The sequence below is a fragment of the Saccharospirillum salsuginis genome, assembly GCF_014651855.1.
GTDB lineage: Bacteria > Pseudomonadota > Gammaproteobacteria > Pseudomonadales > Natronospirillaceae > Saccharospirillum > Saccharospirillum salsuginis.
Window position 1 is genome coordinate 1 of the sequence record NZ_BMXR01000013.1, and the last position, 15,994, is coordinate 15,994.

The following is a 15,994-nucleotide window of genomic DNA, read 5'->3' on the forward strand; positions in this document are numbered from 1 at the left end:
AATACCAATTGCGGGTGCCGGAGGGCATTCTAACCAGCATGAACGAGCCTAAAACCAATGTGATGCCGGCAAAAAAATACTCTCACAGCCTCATCGCCCACCATCAACTGCCTCCTAACGAAATGTCCGAGTAGGTTGGATTAGCCCGAAGGGCGTAATCCAACACCAACCATCCCCTCAAAACCCCAAATGTGTCCCAATCCCCGTAAAAAATCCGCAGGGTAAAGACATTGACGCTTGCAGTCAGTATAGTTGACCACCACATAAGTCTTTGAATCGAATCATAAAACGACGCTCCCCTATGTTCACCACAATGATCAGAAAGGTGGTCGGCTCCAAGAACGACCGCGAAGTGAAGCGACTTTATCGCATCGTCCAGCGTATCAATGCGTTGGAACCCGACATGGAAGCCCTGTCTGATGAGGACATCCGCGGCAAGACCGAGGTCTTTCGCGAGCGGCTGAAAAACGGCGAAACCCTGGATCAACTGCTGCCGGAAGCCTTCGCCCTGGTTCGCGAAGCCAGCCGTCGCACCCTGGGGCTGCGTCATTTCGATGTCCAGATGGTCGGTGGCATCGTGTTGCATTCCGGCAAAATCTCCGAAATGAAAACGGGTGAAGGCAAAACCCTGGTCGCGACATTGGCGACCTATCTGAATGCCTTGCCGGGCAAAGGCGTGCACATCGTGACCGTCAACGATTATCTGGCCCGGCGCGACTCCGACTGGATGCGCCCCCTGTATGAAGCCCTGGGCATGAAAGTCGGTGTCGTTGCCGCTCAGCAGGACCCGAACGAGAAGCGCGAAGCCTACCAGGCGGATGTCACCTACGGCACCAACAATGAGTTCGGCTTCGACTACCTGCGCGACAACATGGCCTTCAGCCTGGAGGACAAATACCAGCGCGGCCATGCCTTCGGCATTGTCGACGAAGTGGACTCCATCCTGATCGATGAAGCCCGTACGCCGCTGATCATCTCCGGCGCCGCCGAAGATTCGAGCGAGCGCTACATCCAGATCAACAAGCTGATTCCAAAGCTCGAACCTGGTCGGGAACCCAACGAGGGCGAGGAAGGCGTCGAAGGAGATTTCCTGCTCGACGAGAAGAATCGCAGCATCGAACTGACCGAAGAAGGCCACCAGAAAGTCGAGCGGTTGTTGCAGGAAGCGGGGCTGCTGCCCGAAGATGAGTCGCTTTACGCCCCCCAAAACCTGCTGCTGTTCCACCACATCACGGCCGGTTTGAAGGCGCACCACCTGTTCAACCGCAACGTCGACTACATCATTCAGGAAGGCCAGGTCGTTATCGTCGACGAGCACACCGGCCGGACCATGCCCGGCCGCCGCTGGAGCGACGGTCTGCATCAGGCGGTGGAAGCCAAAGAAGGCCTGCAGGTTCAGAAAGAGAACCAGACCCTGGCCTCCACCACCTTCCAGAACTACTTCCGGTTGTATGAGAAGCTGTCCGGTATGACCGGTACGGCCGATACCGAAGCCTTCGAACTGCGTCAGATCTACGGCCTGGACGTAGTCGTCATCCCGACCAATAAGCCGATTGCGCGGGTGGACTACAACGATCTGATCTACCTGACCGAGGGTGAGAAGTTCAATGCCGTCATTGATGACGTCAAGGCCGAACGCGAGAAAGGGCGTCCGATTCTGGTCGGTACCGCCTCGGTGGAGGCTTCTGAACGGATTTCCGAGGCATTGGAGAAGGCCAAGATCCCGCACAATGTGTTGAACGCCAAACAGCACGATCGCGAGGCCGACATCATTGCCCAGGCCGGCCAGCCCGGCGCCGTCACCATCGCCACCAACATGGCCGGTCGCGGTACCGATATCGTGCTCGGCGGCAACTGGGAAAACGAACTCAAGCACCTCGACAACCCGGACGAATCCAAGCTGGAACACGCCAAAGCCGACTGGCAGGAACGGCACGATGCGGTGATCGCCGCCGGTGGTCTTCACATCATCGGCACCGAGCGTCATGAAAGCCGCCGGATCGACAACCAGTTGCGTGGCCGTGCCGGTCGTCAGGGCGACCCCGGTTCTTCCCGTTTCTTCCTGTCGATGGAAGACAGCCTGATGCGCATTTTCATGCCCGAGCGGATGAAAGGCATCATGCAATCGCTGGGTATGAAAGACGGCGAGGCGATCGAGGCCAAAATGGTCACCAACGCCATCGAGAAAGCCCAGCGCAAGGTCGAGAATCGCAACTTCGATATTCGTAAGCAACTGCTCGAATACGACGATGTCGCCAATGACCAGCGTCAGGTGGTGTACCAGCAACGCGACGAGTTGATGGCCGCCGACAGCATCGAGGATGTGATCGAAAACATCCGCCGCGACATCGTGGATGCCGAAATCAGCGAGCACCTGCCACCGCAAAGCCTGCCCGAACAGTGGGATGTGTCGGGTCTCGAAAAAGGCATCGAAAAAGAATTCGGGGTCAAATTGCCCATTCAGCAATGGCTGGACGAGGACGATCATCTGCACGAGGAGGCCCTGCGCGAGCGGATTCAGCAAGCCGTGGTCGACCGCTACAAGGAAAAAGAGCAGGTCGCCGGCCCCGAGGCACTGCGCAAGTTCGAGAAGCAGGTCATGCTGCAGGTGTTGGATCAGCACTGGAAAGAACACCTGTACAACATGGACCACCTGCGCCAGGGCATTCACCTGCGCGGTTACGCCCAGAAGAACCCGAAGCAGGAATACAAGCGCGAGTCGTTCGAGCTGTTCCAGTCCATGCTGGAGCAGGTCAAGGCCGACACCATTCGTATCCTCTCGCACGTCCAGGTGCGCACACCTGAGGAAGCCGCCGAGGAAGAGCGCAAGCGCCGCGAAGCCGCCATGGCCCGGATGCGCTTTCAACACGAGCAAGCCTCGGCCATGGCCGAAGCGGAAGGCAAGGCCGAGGCCCAGCCGGGTCAGTCCGCCGGTGGGAACGCCAACGCTGGTGGCCAACCGCAGCAGCCCCAGGTTCGACAGGGCCAGAAAGTGGGCCGCAACGAACCCTGCCCCTGCGGGTCCGGCAAAAAGTACAAGCACTGTCACGGCAAACTGAGTTAAGGAAAGGGTACACAGATGGCGGTAGGACAAGGCCCAACCGGGCCGCTGCTCCCGGTGGACGGGGTTTCGATAGGCGTCTGTTGCGCGGGCATCAAGAAACCGAACCGGCGTGACCTCGTGGTGTTCCAGTTTGTACCCGGCACACGCGTCGCCGGGGTCTTCACTACCAATGCTTTCTGTGCCGCACCCGTTCAGGTGGCACGTGAGCACATGAGCCAGGCCGAGACACGCTTCTGGGTCGTCAATACCGGCAATGCCAACGCCGGTACCGGTGCCCGGGGTCTGGCGGATGCCCGAGAGACCTGTGCCCGTCTGGCCGCCCTTAAAGGGCTGGAACCCGAGCAGGCGTTGCCGTTCTCGACCGGCGTCATCGGCGAATATCTGCCCATGGAGACCATCGCCAATGGCCTGCCCAACGCCATTGCCGCCCTGCATCCCGATAACTGGGAAGAGGCCGCTCACGGCATTCTGACCACGGACACCCGCCCCAAGGGGTGCTCTCGTCAATTCGAATACCAGGGCGAAACCATTACCGTCACGGGCATTGCCAAAGGCTCGGGCATGATCAAGCCCAACATGGCGACCATGCTAGCCTATGTGACCACCAACGCCTCGGTCGCCCAGCCCGTGCTGCAGGAACTGTTGAAGACCGCCAATGAAGGCAGCTTCAACCGCATCACCGTCGACAGCGACACCTCCACCAACGACGCCTGCATGCTGGCCGCCACCGGCAAGACCGGACTGCCCGAGATCGACAGCACCGACAGTGAACTCTACCGTCATCTGTTGAAGACGGTTTCCGAAGTCATGCTGGAACTGGCCCAGGCCGTGGTCAGAGACGGCGAAGGCGCCACCAAGTTCGTCGAGGTGGCTGTCGACAAAGCCGGCTCCACCGAAGAAGCCCTGGCCGTAGCCTACACCATCGCTCACAGCCCTCTGGTCAAGACCGCCCTGACCGCTTCCGACGTCAACTGGGGCCGTATACTGGCCGCCGTCGGCCGCAGTGGTCTGGACAACCTGGATGTGGACAAGATCGATATCTGGCTGGACGATGTCCAGATCGTCGCCGGCGGCGAACGGGCTCCCGGCTACACCGAAGAAGCGGGCAGTGCCGTCGTTTCTCAGGAAGAACTGACGATTCGCGTCATCCTCAACCGGGGCAACGTCTCCGACCAGGTCTGGACCACCGACCTCTCGCACGAATACATCCGCATCAACGCCGAGTACCGCACCTGATCCCATGGACAGCACCGCACCAGACAAGCCCCAGGTTAAAGTGATTCATGTTGCCGTAGGCATGGTCCTGAACGGTGGCACCATCCTGATCGCCCGTCGTCCTGATCATTTGCATCAAGGCGGGCTCTGGGAATTCCCGGGCGGGAAGGTGGAAGAGGGGGAAAGCGTACAGGAAGCGCTGGCGCGGGAGTTGGAAGAAGAAGTCGGCATCACTGCCGATACCGATGCCATGGAGTCTCTCACCCAGTTGGAATTCGACTACGGCGACAAGGTCGTGTTACTGGACACCTGGCTTTGCCACGCCTTCAGCGGCCAAGCCCACGGCAAGGAAGGTCAGCCCATCGAATGGGTCAACATCAACAACCTGGACAACTACACCTTCCCCGAAGCCAACGCCACACTGATAGAGAAGCTCCGCGAAAAGTAGGGTGGGCAATGCCCACCAAAAACCTACCACAGAACAGCCTAGTAGGTTGGATTAGCGCGAATGCGCGTAATCCAACAATTTATTCTCGGCTCTGATCCTGATTCCCCGGCAAATCCCCACTCAACAACTCCTCATCCGCCGGCTTCCCGGCAATCCGATGCCCCTCACTGGCCCATTCCCCCAAATCGATCAACTTACACCGTTTCGAGCAAAACGGCCGATAGGGGTTCTCTTTCGAATAAACCGTGGACTTCTTACAGGTAGGACAACTAACGTGAGTGGCCATAAAACCGCCTAATGACATTCGGTAAGCATTTATGACGCGCTTTGTGCCACAAACCGCTTATGCAATGCAACCAGCTGGGATTCCAACTCCGCCAACGAACCCATGTTCGACACCACATGATCCGCCCGCTTCAGCTTCTCCTCGCGCGGCATCTGCTGGCGAATAATCGCCCAGGCTTGCTCTTCGGAGCCACCATCGCGAGCCAAAACCCGTTCGACCTGGACGGATTCCGGCACATCGATCAGTACCGATGTATCGCAGCCGCGATCCAGATCATTCTCGAACAGCAAAGGAGCCACCAGAACCGAGTAGGGCGACGACTGAGCCGCCAATTGCCGCTGCATTTCGGTTCGAATCAACGGATGCAACAGCCCTTCAAGCCAACGCTTCTCATCCGGATCCGAAAAGATGCGATGCCGCAAAGTGGCCCGATCCAGCAGACCGTCTTCAGTGAGTACGTCCTCACCAAAGTGGTCTGCTATGGCCGACAAGGCCGGCTGACCCGGCTCCACCACCTCACGCGCGACCACATCCGCATCCACGCAACCTATGCCGAGCTTCTCGAACACGGCCATAGCGGCGGACTTACCCGAGCCAATACCACCGGTCAGACCGACGATCATGCAAAGCTACCCAGATACCAGCTCATGATGGCGTCGCCCCAGAAGACATACACCAACGCAGCGCCGCACAGATAGGGCCCGAATGGAATCGGAATCTGCCGATCCCGGCCCATCACAGCGATCATCACGATACCGACCACGGCCCCGACCAGCGAGGACAACAGAATAATCAACGGCAACGCCATCCAGCCGAACCAGGCGCCAAAGGCGGCGAACAGCTTGAAATCGCCGTAGCCCATACCTTCCTTGCCGGTGAGCAGCTTGAAGGCCCAGTAGACGCTCCAGAGTGATAGGTAACCAGCAACCGCCCCAATCACCGCACTGTTGATGGATTCAAACAAACCATCGAGGTTCAGCAGCAATCCTAACCACAGCAGGGTCAGAGTGATCGAATCCGGCAGCAACTGATGGTCCACGTCGATCATGGTTAACGCGACCAGAGACCAGAAAAACACCAACAACGCGGCCGTCTCAAGGGATACACCGAATTTCCAGGCAACCACACCTGATAAACCAGCCGTTAAAGCTTCAATGATTGGGTAGCGGGGTGATATAGAGGCTTTACAGGCAGAGCAGCGGCCTTTCAGAAAGACGTAGCTGATTACCGGAATGTTTTCCCACGCTCGAATGGCATGACCGCAATGAGGGCACGTCGAGTCCGGCTTGATCAGATTGAACGTTGTATGATCTTCCACCGATTGACCCTGAATTTCGGCGATTTCACGATCCCAGACACGTTGCATCATGACGGGCACGCGGTAGATCACCACGTTGAGAAAGCTACCTACGAGTAGACCGACAACAAAAACGGCCGCTATGAATGCGGCCGTATTGTTTTGCAGAATGAGAATTAGATCCATTAGACAACAGAACCCATTTGGAAGATTGGTAAATACATCGCTATTACCAAGCCACCGACGATTACGCCCAAAAAGGCCATAATCATGGGTTCCATCATCGCCGTCAGACCATCAACCAGCGTATCGACTTCTTCTTCATATATTGAAGCCGCTTTGCCGAGCATGTCGTCCAAGGCCCCGGATTGCTCACCAATGGCCACCATTTGAACCAGCATTGGTGGAAAAACATCCTGGGATCGCATAGACGTAGCCAGTTCAGTCCCGGTCTCGACATCTCGCTTGACATTCAGGATGGCGTTTTCATAAATAATGTTGCCCGATGCTCCTGCGGCAGACTCAAGCGCACTGACCAGAGGAACACCGGCGGCAAAGGTTGTGGACAATGTCCGCGCATATCGGGCCATCGCAGACTGATACAGTATTTGACCAAATACGGGAAGTTTGACCGTGAACCGTTGCCAGCCATTTCTGAATTTTTTAGAACGTTGGAGACTTTGCTGAAAACCGAACCCGAAAGCTACCAGTATACCCGCACCCAACAGTCCATTCGCCTGCACCCATTCCGACATGTTGAGTACGACTTGAGTGGGAACTGGTAGGTCCGCTCCGAAACTAGTGAACATCTCCGCAAATGTAGGGACTACTTTCACAAGCAAGATAACAGTAACAATAAACGCCACGCAGATCACCGTGATGGGGTATTTCATTGCGCTTTTTACTTTTCGTTTTAGACTCTCTGACTTCTCTTTGTACAGTGCTACACGGTCTAACATCGTCTCCAGTGCACCAGACTGCTCGCCCGATTCGATCAGCGAACAATACAAATCATCAAAGTACTTGGGGTGCTCACGCAAAGCCGCACCAAATGAGCCGCCACTAGCTACCGAATTTTTCATTTGGGTAACCAGTTCAGCCATTTTCTGGTTTTCCAAACCTTCGGCAACAATATCGAAAGCCCGCATCAAGGGGACGCCGGCTTTCATCATGGTAGCCATTTGCCGGGTGAAAATTGCGATGTCTTGAGGTTTCACCTTTTGGCTAAACAGCTGAATGTCGGCTCTTTTCTTGGTCAATTTTTTGACCTGAATAACGCCTTTACGACGCAAGTCGGCTTTAATGAGTGCGGGGTTAGTCCCTGATATCTCACCTTTCTGGACCCGACCATTTCGATCCAGCCCTTCATAATTGAAAATTGACATTTTTTGTGCTTTGGTAGCCATATATCGGCGCCTCAGTCAGTAGTAACTCGGTTGACTTCCTCCAAGCTGGTGATGCCTTTGGCTACCTTGACCAGCCCGGATTTTCTTAAACTGTTGAACCCCTCTTTGTCGAAAGCTTTGCTCAGATCTATGGAATTCCCTTCTTCCATGATAATACGAGAGATCGCTGGTGTAATGCGAACTACTTCGTAAATACCAACACGGCCCTTATATCCCTTGTTACAATTGCTGCAGCCGACAGGCTTGTAGACTGTAATGTCTTTTAATTGGTCTTCGGTAAATCCTTCTTTCAGAAGTACATCTCGTGGGATTTCTGCCGGTTGCTTGCAGTTACCGCACAGTCGCCTGGCCAGTCGCTGAGCGATGATTAAATTGATGGTTGTCGCGAGATTGAAGGAGGGGACGCCCATATTCATCATGCGCGTAAGTGTTTCGGCGGCGCTATTGGTGTGTAGGGTCGACATCACCATATGGCCGGTCTGTGCCGCTTTGATAGCGATCGATGCGGTCTCCAGATCTCGAATCTCACCGACCATGATAATATCGGGATCTTGCCGCAGGAAAGATCTGAGTGCGGCTGCAAAGTCAAGGCCTACTTTCGTGTTTACATTCACCTGGTTGATGCCATCCAGGTTGATTTCTACCGGGTCTTCCGCTGTAGAGATGTTTGTACCTTCCTGGTTAAGGATGTTCAATCCCGTATAAAGAGATACGGTTTTACCTGAGCCTGTCGGGCCGGTAACGAGAATCATTCCCTGCGGCCGTTCGAGGGCAGCCATGTATAGCTGTTTTTGATCGTCTTCATAGCCTAGCGCGTCGATCCCCATTCTTGCAGAAGATGGGTCCAGAATACGCAAAACGATCTTCTCACCGAACAGTGTTGGAAGTGTATTAACTCGAAAATCAATCGCTTTGGTCTTGGAGATTTTAAGCTTGATTCGCCCATCTTGAGGAATTCGACGTTCTGATATGTCAAGATTGGACATGATCTTCAGGCGGGCCGACAGTTTGGGGCCTAGTGCCTGGGGTGGCTTGGCCATGTTTTGGAGAACCCCGTCGATCCTGAATCGCACCCTATAGCTTTTTTCATAGGGCTCGAAGTGAAGGTCTGAAGCACCTTTTTTGATGGCTGACAGCAACATTTGATTGATGAAGCGAACCACCGGTGCATCGTCTGCACCATCCGCAACGTTACTATCGTCATCCGTTTTTTTGGTATCTACTACATCTAGGTCGTCGAGACCTTCCTCTTCCTCTAAATCATTAAATGCGTCTGAACTGTCATCAAGGAACCGTTCTAATGCAGCAGTTAGTTTGTCTTCCTCAACCAGAACGGCATCAACACTTAAGCCTGTGTGGAACTTGATTTCGTCAATAGCGACCAAATTAGTTGGGTCCGATACTCCAATAAACAGCCGATTTGAACGACGTACGAGCGGTATCACGTGGTGGGCTTGAAGCAGACTAGGGCTGATTAGGTCTTTCGGAGCCACTTCAATGTCGAATGCATCCAAGTCGAAAATCGGCGTTCCGAATTCATCGGCAGCTAACTCCGCTATTTTCTTCGGGGTAATAAAGTCGTTTTCAACCAAAAAGGCGACGATGTTCTTTTTTCTTTTACTGCATCCTGTGTTGCAGCTAAGGCCTCTTCTTCACCGATCAGTTCTTCTCGAACCAATCGCTTAGCCAGGCCGCCTAGTGCTGTAGCCATATTGAGGTATCACTCTTGAGTATTTCTAGCCACCTTAGCTTAGTCAAAATTAAGGCAACATTGAATCTTTGGGCTCAATGTCAGGGCAAATGATGTGCGGGGTGACGCAAATTGTCACATCTTGCTAAATAATTGGTAGTTTAGATGTGCGTTAGTCGAAAATTCGGGTGGGGACGATATGATTATGCTGGTGATTAGAGTATCTTCGAGTTGGCACGTATGCTGCTTGGGTTGTTGCAGGTGGGTTACTGTTGATTCAACAGCCCCGAACCGAAACAACGATTCGAGGAGTCGACAATATGAAGAAACAACAAGGTTTTACATTGATCGAATTGATGATCGTGGTCGCGATTATCGGCATTCTCGCTGCTGTTGCGATCCCGGCGTACCAGGATTACACAGCTCGAGCTCAAGCATCCGAAGCTGTTAGCTTGCTGAGTGCGTTGAAAACTCCGGTTTCTGAATACTACCAAACCGAAGGAGTGCTGCCTGTATTGGCCAGTTTGGGCAGCTATCAAGGCTCCGGTAAGTATGTTGCGAGCATCACTGACGGCAGTTCTGCCGCTAGCTCTGCAACTTACACGGCCCTTATGAGATCTTCTGGGGTGTCTGCAGCCATCGCGGGTCAAACGGTAAGCTTAACAGCAACTGGATCTGGTGGTACTTTGTCTTTCGTATGTGCTGGTGGTACCATGGCTGACAATTATCTGCCTTCAGGCTGTAAGTAAAGCTTAGACGCAGTAATAGTAAGCATCTAATCAAGCCGACGTCAGTCGGCTTTTTTTTTGGAGAAAAGAAGTGGTTACGTCGCCGGGAAAGAGCTGGATGCTGATAGGTTTGTATGCTAGCTTGCTGTTTTTTATGCATTTACCTTCGAGTAATTTCGGCGGGCAAGCGCTAGCATTGTATTTCAATATTTTTTACTCGGCTGCTTTTGTCCCGTGTTTGTTGATTGGCTTCTATTACGTATTGAAGAGCAAGACCATTGCTTATAATGACTATATCGTAGGGTTGGTCATTGTATGTTCTGCTTTGACTATTCCATTGTTTTATGCCGTAAATCTGGGAGACAGTTTGCCTCGTGTCATTTTTATATGGCTAGGCCTCCTGCTTTATGTGGTGTTAAGTCAGTATTCAACTATTACAAAAGTGCATGTAGTTGCCATTGTCGTTGCAAGCTCTTTAATCCAGGTGCTGCATGGGCATTTGCAGGTTTGGGTGCTGTATCATTTGGACTTCCTGGTGTTTGGCGAATCCTCCAGGCCCGTTGGTGTGTTTCAGCAGGTTAATGTCTTGGCGTCGTATGTTGTCACGGGGATAGTTTGTTCCGGCTGGCTTGCGACTCGAAACTACGAGTCGATCATTCCAAAGTATGTCGTATATTCGCTACCGCTTTTGGGACCCTCAATTCTGATGCTGGTGCTGTCTCGGTCTGCATTTATAGGGCTTGTTATTGGCTTATTATTGCTGGCTATTGGTGGGTGGAAGAGTCGGAGTAAATTGAAAGCGTGGTTTGCGTGCCTGATTTTAGGTTTTGCGGTCGGATTCGGTGCCTTGTTTGTTTCTGCGCAATTCACTGACGGCCCGAGAACTGTTGACAGTATAGTGAGTGGTGGCATCAGGCCATATGATTATGCCCATGCCGTCCATATGATTAAAGAAAAACCAGTATTGGGATGGGGATATGGTAGCTTCCGGTCGTCGTTCGTTTATAGTTACGTAGACAGAAGAATCGAGGAAGGGAGGATAATACCCGGTTCTCATTCACTCTCTCACCCCCATAATGAGTTCTTGTATTGGGCTGTTGAGGGCGGAGTCCCCGTGCTTGGGGTGATACTGGCCTTTATAGCAGCTGTTTTATATCTTAATTATAGAGATCAGCGAATAGAGTCATTGGCAGGCTGGGCCATGATGGTGCCTATCGCGGTCCATTCTATGTTTGAGTATCCTTTTTATCATTCATTTCCTCATTGGTTCGTGTTCGTAGCTCTATTTTGGGTGGCAACATGCGATAGATCACAATTAAAAACCGTTGCGTTGCCTCATGTTGAAGTTTGGAGGGCGGTGGCATTATCAGGTTCACTGGTAGCCGTATTATATTTTTCGACTGCTTACCATACCGCTATTGTGTACCGCAACTATTTGCAAGACCCAGATGGAAATATTGGGATATTATCCGGTGTGATTAATCCGTTTGCCCTGACCGATAGGTTGAATCTTTCATTTCTAGGCGCGGACTTGGTAAATGCAATGAATCTTGGTGACAAGTCCTCGGTCATATTCTACGCTGAAAAAGCTGAAGAATTTATGTCTAATCACCCTAACGAAAAGTTATTTTACATCGTTGTTGAGGCATATAACTCAATTGGCGAGGAAGAAAAAGTTGAGCAATTGAGTCGATTAGCCAGGCTTATGTATCCTAGGAACTACTAAAGAGCAAATCTAAGGCTTAGGTCTAAAGCTTGAATGTTTTTTGTCAGGTCGCCTGATGAAATGTAGTCTGGGTGCTGTGAATTATAGATGGTTTTGACGCTGTTCAGGTCGACATTACCCGAGACTTCAATGCTTATTCTGCCTTTGGCTCGTTGTAGAGCGAGTGATGTGTCCTCGGGGCTGAAATTGTCCAGCATAGCGATATCTGCATTAGATGTTATGCACTCATCCAGCTGAGCCAGGGTTTCGACTTCTACTTCAATGATTTTACTGGGATCTTTTTTCCGGGCGAATGATACGGCTTTAGATATGCTTCCACATGCCGAAATATGATTTTCCTTTATTAAGAAGCGATCAAAAAGGCCCAGTCGATGATTGGTGCACCCGCCAGCGACTACGGCATATTTTTGCGCCATTCGCAATCCAGGGATCGTTTTTCGAGTATCAAGAATGATCACTCCAGAATCAGATGCGCTGTTTTTATATCGATTAGACGTTGTCGCTGTGCCTGAGAGGGTTTGTAGGAAATTCAGAGCCGTTCGCTCGGCTGTCAATATGGATTCGGCTAGCCCGTTAATGGTGACTAATTTCTCGCTAGGCTCTAGTAGGTCTCCGTCTTCTTTGTGCCATTTCAGAAGTACATTGGCATCAACCTGCCGAAACACTTCATCAGCCCACTCTCGCCCGCACAAAACGCCAGACTCGCGGGTAATGACTTCAGCCTTGATTGATTTGTCATCAGGAATCAACTCCGCTGTGATATCGCCGGACCCAATATCCTCCTCCAGCGCAAACTGGACACATCGAACCATATGATTACGAAGTTTTTCGGCGTAAGGGACATCGGCGATGAACATAGACGGGCTAACCTGTGGTTTGAGGGCTTTAAGAGCGCGGATTATAGAGTCGATGAAGCACTTCTCCAAGAGGGGATTGTCTGTCTTCGCATTTCCCGGAATCGGGTGTTAATCTGAGGGCCGTTTTGGAATGGAGGCGTGACGATGACGTTTCTGGCGGCCTTGTTGGCCTGGTTGGTATCGCTCAGTGTCACCAGTGATCGTTTGCCCGGGGCGGAACCGGTTCAGGAGGCTGTGCATCGGGTCGTACGGCGTTTGGGTGGCAGCATCTGGGTTTTTCTGGCGGTTCTGTTTGTTCCAGCCCTGGTTCTGGCGGCTGTTCTGGCCTGGTTCGATCTCTGGATTGTGACCTTTTTGGTCAGTCTGGGGGTGTTGCTGTTGGCGTTCGGGCCGGCGGATCAGGTCGATCAGTTGCGGGTTTATCGGGATTATCAGGCCGAAGGGGCGGCTGATCAGGCGTATCGATTGGCGGTTGAGCGGTTGGGAATGCCCGAAGGCCTGTATGAACAGGGGCCTCATGAGATGGATCAGGCGGTCAAACACGGGCTGGCCTACCTGCTGTTCCAGCGCTTTTTCGTCACCTTGTTCTGGTTTGTGGCCTTCGGGGCGCCTGGCGTGGTTCTGGTGTCCTTGCTGATGATGATTCAACCGGTCTTTCGAGCGGAAGCGGCCGGGCCGTTGGCGGTGCAGATGCGTCATGCCATTAATTGGATTCCGGTTCGGCTGTTAACCCTGTCTCTCGCGTTGGTTGGCAACTTTGCTCAAAGTTTCGCCATTTGGGTCCGGCGTGTTCGGGACTTCGACCATACCGATCAGAATTTGCTGGCCTCGTCGGTCAGAGCGGCCTTGCCGGGCGAACCGGGCGCTCAGCACCCGGAAGACCTTTTGCTGCTGATGCGCCGAGCACAGATTCTCTGGTTGGTGGTCCTGGCCTTGTTCACGATATTCGCCTGGTGACGCCGGTATCACGGCCTATGGGCGTCATGCGGGTTGTTTTTCGAGCATTGTTCGTGCTGATCTGCATCACGGCTTCCGATTGATAGTTCAAAATAATGGTTTTCATAGCCAGGCCAGGGTTGATTCAATCCAATAAAACGCCATTCTATGCGCAGCTAAACCTGCAACTACACCCGCTTTTGATTTGGATGGAAAAGCACCTATGAGCAGTCAACATCACGATTTGATCATTCTTGGTTCCGGCCCGGCCGGTTATACGGCTGCGGTCTATGCCGCTCGCGCGAACCTGAACCCAGTTCTGATTACCGGTATGCAGATGGGCGGTCAGTTGACCACGACCACTGAGGTGGAAAACTGGCCGGGTGGCCATGCCGAGCTTCAGGGCCCGGAATTGATGGAATTAATGAAGGAGCACGCCGAGCGATTCAACACCGAGGTGATTTTCGATCACATTCATACGACCGACTTGAGCCAACGCCCTTACACGTTGACCGGCGACCAGGGCACTTACACCTGTGACGCCCTGATTATCTCGACCGGTGCCAGCGCCCGTTATCTGGGCCTGGAGAGTGAGGAGGCGTTTAAGGGCAAGGGCGTATCGGCTTGTGCCACTTGCGATGGTTTCTTCTATCGGAATAAAGAAGTCGCTGTGGTCGGTGGTGGTAACACGGCCGTTGAAGAGGCGCTGTATCTGGCCAACATCGCGAGCAAGGTGCATGTGATCCACCGTCGCGACAACTTCCGGTCCGAGAAGATCCTGGCCGATCGACTGTTCGAGAAAGTCGAGGAAGGCAAGGTCGAGCTGCACTGGAACCGCACTCTTGACGAGGTGCTCGGTGATGAGATGGGTGTCACCGGAGTGCGTATCGCGAGCACGCAGGACGACACCAAGGAAGAGCTGACGTTGGATGGCGTGTTTATCGCCATCGGTCATACGCCAAATACCCAGATCTTCGAAGGGCAGCTGGATATGGAAGGCGGCTATATCAAGGTGAAGTCCGGTCTTGTGGGTAATGCCACCGCGACCAGCGTGCCCGGTGTCTTCGCATCCGGGGATGTGATGGATCATGTGTATCGGCAGGCGATCACGTCGGCGGGGACCGGGTGCATGGCGGCGTTGGATGCCGAGAAGTATCTGGATGAGTTGAAGCGGTCGCAGAAGTAAGACCCTCTCCCCCAGCCCCTCTCCCGCAAGCGGGAGAGGGGAGCTCTTAGTAAGGGTTGGGATGTTTCTGCTACTTGGGGAGGTTGACGTTGACCTCCAGAACCGAATAGTTCCCCTCTTCGTTTAAATCGACCTGGAGTTGGTCCTGGTCGATCTCCACGTATTTACGAATCACCGCCATGATGTCTTGTTGCAGCGCCGGCAGGTAGTCGGGGGCGTTGCGCTGGCTGCGTTCGTGCGCGACGATCACTTTCAATCGCTCCTTGGCGACGTCGGCCGAGCGGGGCTCTTTGTCCTTGAACCAATTGAACAGTGCCATCGGTCTTACCCTCCGAATACGCGTTTCAGGAAGCCACGACGCTGGGCTTCGAGGAATCGATGGGGCTTGTCCTCACCCAGAAAGCGCGCGACGGTATCCAGGTAGGCCTGTCCGGCGTCGCTTTTCTCATCCAGCACCACCGGCATGCCCTTGTTGGAGGCGTTGAGTACCGACTGGCTCTCGGGAATGACGCCCAACAGCGGGATGGCGAGGATGTCTTCGATGTCCTCGATGTTCAGCATGTCGCCGCGGGCGACACGGGTCGGGTCGAAACGGGTCACCAACAAGTGCTCCCTGACCGGCGGTTGGCCGTTTTCAGCGCGGTGACTCTTGCTCTGCAGAATGCCCAGGATGCGATCGGAATCGCGGACGGAGGAGACTTCCGGGTTGGTGACGACCACGGCTTCGTCGGCGTAGTAGAGCGCCATTTGAGCGCCCTGCTCGATGCCGGCAGGGGAGTCGCAGATGATGTATTCGAATTGCTCGGCCAGGTCGTCGAGGATCTTCTTGACGCCTTCTTTGGTCAGCGCTTCCTTATCGCGTGTTTGCGAGGCCGGCAGAATGTGCAGGTTGTCGCAGCGTTTGTCTTTGATCAGCGCCTGGTTCAGGGTCGCGTCGCCCTGGATGACGTTGACGAAATCGAACACCACCCGGCGTTCGCAGTTCATGATGATATCAAGGTTGCGCAGGCCGATGTCGAAATCGATCACAACGGTTTTGTGGCCGCGCAAGGCCAGGCCCATGCTGATGGCGGCACTGGAGGTGGTCTTGCCGACCCCGCCTTTGCCGGAGGTGATGACGACGATCTTTGCCAAGGTTAGTCCTTCCTTACTGTC

Annotated in this window: 15 protein-coding genes; 7 read left to right on the plus strand and 8 right to left on the minus strand. The window is 53.5% G+C overall.

Features of this window, described 5'->3' with window-relative positions; genetic code table 11:
• Positions 1-301 precede the first annotated feature (301 nt).
• The 3 genes from secA to mutT are packed head-to-tail and all read left to right on the plus strand — an operon-like array spanning position 302 to position 4,727.
• Entirely contained in the window at positions 302-3,064 is a 2,763-nt protein-coding gene (gene secA, locus IE111_RS20395; protein ID WP_189612288.1) for a preprotein translocase subunit SecA, read from the plus strand.
• A 15-nt stretch (positions 3,065-3,079) separates the two neighbouring features.
• The gene (argJ, locus tag IE111_RS20400; RefSeq protein ID WP_189612290.1) at positions 3,080-4,300 is read left to right on the plus strand and encodes a bifunctional glutamate N-acetyltransferase/amino-acid acetyltransferase ArgJ; all 1,221 of its coding nucleotides are present in this window, start codon (positions 3,080-3,082) and stop codon (positions 4,298-4,300) included.
• A 4-nt stretch (positions 4,301-4,304) separates the two neighbouring features.
• Positions 4,305-4,727: an 8-oxo-dGTP diphosphatase MutT gene (mutT, locus tag IE111_RS20405; RefSeq protein ID WP_189612292.1), complete on the plus strand. Its 423-nt coding sequence runs from the start codon at positions 4,305-4,307 to the stop codon at positions 4,725-4,727.
• Between the two features lie 79 nt (positions 4,728-4,806).
• On the opposite strand, the gene yacG is transcribed toward mutT, so the two are convergent.
• Genes yacG through pilB form a run of 5 tightly spaced genes read right to left on the minus strand, consistent with a single transcriptional unit; the run spans position 4,807 to position 9,308 of the window.
• On the minus strand, positions 4,807-5,031 hold the full coding sequence (yacG, locus tag IE111_RS20410; RefSeq protein WP_308427565.1) for a DNA gyrase inhibitor YacG: 225 nt from the start codon (positions 5,029-5,031) through the stop codon (positions 4,807-4,809).
• An 11-nt stretch (positions 5,032-5,042) separates the two neighbouring features.
• Positions 5,043-5,636 (minus strand): dephospho-CoA kinase, encoded by a 594-nt coding sequence (coaE, locus tag IE111_RS20415; protein WP_189612297.1) that lies wholly within the window; start codon positions 5,634-5,636, stop codon positions 5,043-5,045.
• Complete coding sequence (locus IE111_RS20420; RefSeq protein ID WP_189612299.1) at positions 5,633-6,496, minus strand: prepilin peptidase; 864 nt, start codon at positions 6,494-6,496, stop codon at positions 5,633-5,635. Before IE111_RS20420 ends, coaE begins: the two co-directional genes overlap by 4 nt.
• Entirely contained in the window at positions 6,496-7,716 is a 1,221-nt protein-coding gene (locus IE111_RS20425; RefSeq protein WP_189612301.1) for a type II secretion system F family protein, read from the minus strand. Before IE111_RS20425 ends, IE111_RS20420 begins: the two co-directional genes overlap by 1 nt.
• 11 nt (positions 7,717-7,727) lie before the next feature.
• Complete coding sequence (pilB, locus tag IE111_RS20430) at positions 7,728-9,308, minus strand: type IV-A pilus assembly ATPase PilB (protein ID WP_308427566.1); 1,581 nt, start codon at positions 9,306-9,308, stop codon at positions 7,728-7,730.
• Between the two features lie 418 nt (positions 9,309-9,726).
• Here pilB and IE111_RS20435 point away from each other — a divergent pair, with 418 nt between their 5' ends.
• Together IE111_RS20435 and IE111_RS20440 are read left to right on the plus strand one after the other, a co-directional pair.
• Positions 9,727-10,155 (plus strand): pilin, encoded by a 429-nt coding sequence (locus tag IE111_RS20435; protein ID WP_189612303.1) that lies wholly within the window; start codon positions 9,727-9,729, stop codon positions 10,153-10,155.
• 97 nt (positions 10,156-10,252) lie between these two features.
• Positions 10,253-11,860, plus strand: coding sequence for a PglL family O-oligosaccharyltransferase (locus tag IE111_RS20440; RefSeq protein WP_189612305.1), 1,608 nt, complete (start codon positions 10,253-10,255; stop codon positions 11,858-11,860).
• On the opposite strand, the gene nadC is transcribed toward IE111_RS20440, so the two are convergent.
• The gene (nadC, locus tag IE111_RS20445) at positions 11,857-12,717 is read right to left on the minus strand and encodes a carboxylating nicotinate-nucleotide diphosphorylase (RefSeq protein ID WP_189612307.1); all 861 of its coding nucleotides are present in this window, start codon (positions 12,715-12,717) and stop codon (positions 11,857-11,859) included. The two genes, IE111_RS20440 and nadC, sit on opposite strands and share 4 nt — an antisense overlap.
• A 144-nt stretch (positions 12,718-12,861) precedes the next feature.
• Between nadC and ampE the strand changes: the two genes are divergently transcribed.
• Positions 12,862-13,674, plus strand: coding sequence for a regulatory signaling modulator protein AmpE (ampE, locus tag IE111_RS20450; protein ID WP_189612309.1), 813 nt, complete (start codon positions 12,862-12,864; stop codon positions 13,672-13,674).
• 202 nt (positions 13,675-13,876) lie between these two features.
• On the plus strand, positions 13,877-14,839 hold the full coding sequence (trxB, locus tag IE111_RS20455; RefSeq protein WP_189612312.1) for a thioredoxin-disulfide reductase: 963 nt from the start codon (positions 13,877-13,879) through the stop codon (positions 14,837-14,839).
• 70 nt (positions 14,840-14,909) lie between these two features.
• Here the strand turns inward: trxB and minE are convergent, their stop codons facing one another.
• Together minE and minD are read right to left on the minus strand one after the other, a co-directional pair.
• A complete protein-coding gene (gene minE / locus IE111_RS20460) occupies positions 14,910-15,158 on the minus strand; it encodes a cell division topological specificity factor MinE (protein ID WP_189612314.1) in 249 nt (82 codons plus the stop codon).
• A 5-nt stretch (positions 15,159-15,163) separates the two neighbouring features.
• Entirely contained in the window at positions 15,164-15,973 is an 810-nt protein-coding gene (gene minD / locus IE111_RS20465) for a septum site-determining protein MinD (protein WP_189612316.1), read from the minus strand.
• Between the last annotated feature and the right edge of the window lie 21 nt (positions 15,974-15,994).

Excerpts from the sequence above, each read along its gene's own strand:
- coaE (WP_189612297.1), bottom strand. The coding sequence starts at position 5,636 with ATGATCGTCGGTCTGACCGGTGGTATTGGCTCGGGTAAGTCCGCCGCT.
- argJ (WP_189612290.1), top strand. The coding sequence starts at position 3,080 with ATGGCGGTAGGACAAGGCCCAACCGGGCCGCTGCTCCCGGTGGACGGG.
- minE (WP_189612314.1), bottom strand. The coding sequence starts at position 15,158 with ATGGCACTGTTCAATTGGTTCAAGGACAAAGAGCCCCGCTCGGCCGAC.
- ampE (WP_189612309.1), top strand. The coding sequence starts at position 12,862 with ATGACGTTTCTGGCGGCCTTGTTGGCCTGGTTGGTATCGCTCAGTGTC.
- IE111_RS20420 (WP_189612299.1), bottom strand. The coding sequence starts at position 6,496 with ATGGATCTAATTCTCATTCTGCAAAACAATACGGCCGCATTCATAGCG.
- IE111_RS20425 (WP_189612301.1), bottom strand. The coding sequence starts at position 7,716 with ATGGCTACCAAAGCACAAAAAATGTCAATTTTCAATTATGAAGGGCTG.
- nadC (WP_189612307.1), bottom strand. The coding sequence starts at position 12,717 with ATGTTCATCGCCGATGTCCCTTACGCCGAAAAACTTCGTAATCATATG.
- mutT (WP_189612292.1), top strand. The coding sequence starts at position 4,305 with ATGGACAGCACCGCACCAGACAAGCCCCAGGTTAAAGTGATTCATGTT.
- trxB (WP_189612312.1), top strand. The coding sequence starts at position 13,877 with ATGAGCAGTCAACATCACGATTTGATCATTCTTGGTTCCGGCCCGGCC.
- IE111_RS20435 (WP_189612303.1), top strand. The coding sequence starts at position 9,727 with ATGAAGAAACAACAAGGTTTTACATTGATCGAATTGATGATCGTGGTC.
- IE111_RS20440 (WP_189612305.1), top strand. The coding sequence starts at position 10,253 with ATGCTGATAGGTTTGTATGCTAGCTTGCTGTTTTTTATGCATTTACCT.
- yacG (WP_308427565.1), bottom strand. The coding sequence starts at position 5,031 with ATGTCATTAGGCGGTTTTATGGCCACTCACGTTAGTTGTCCTACCTGT.
- secA (WP_189612288.1), top strand. The coding sequence starts at position 302 with ATGTTCACCACAATGATCAGAAAGGTGGTCGGCTCCAAGAACGACCGC.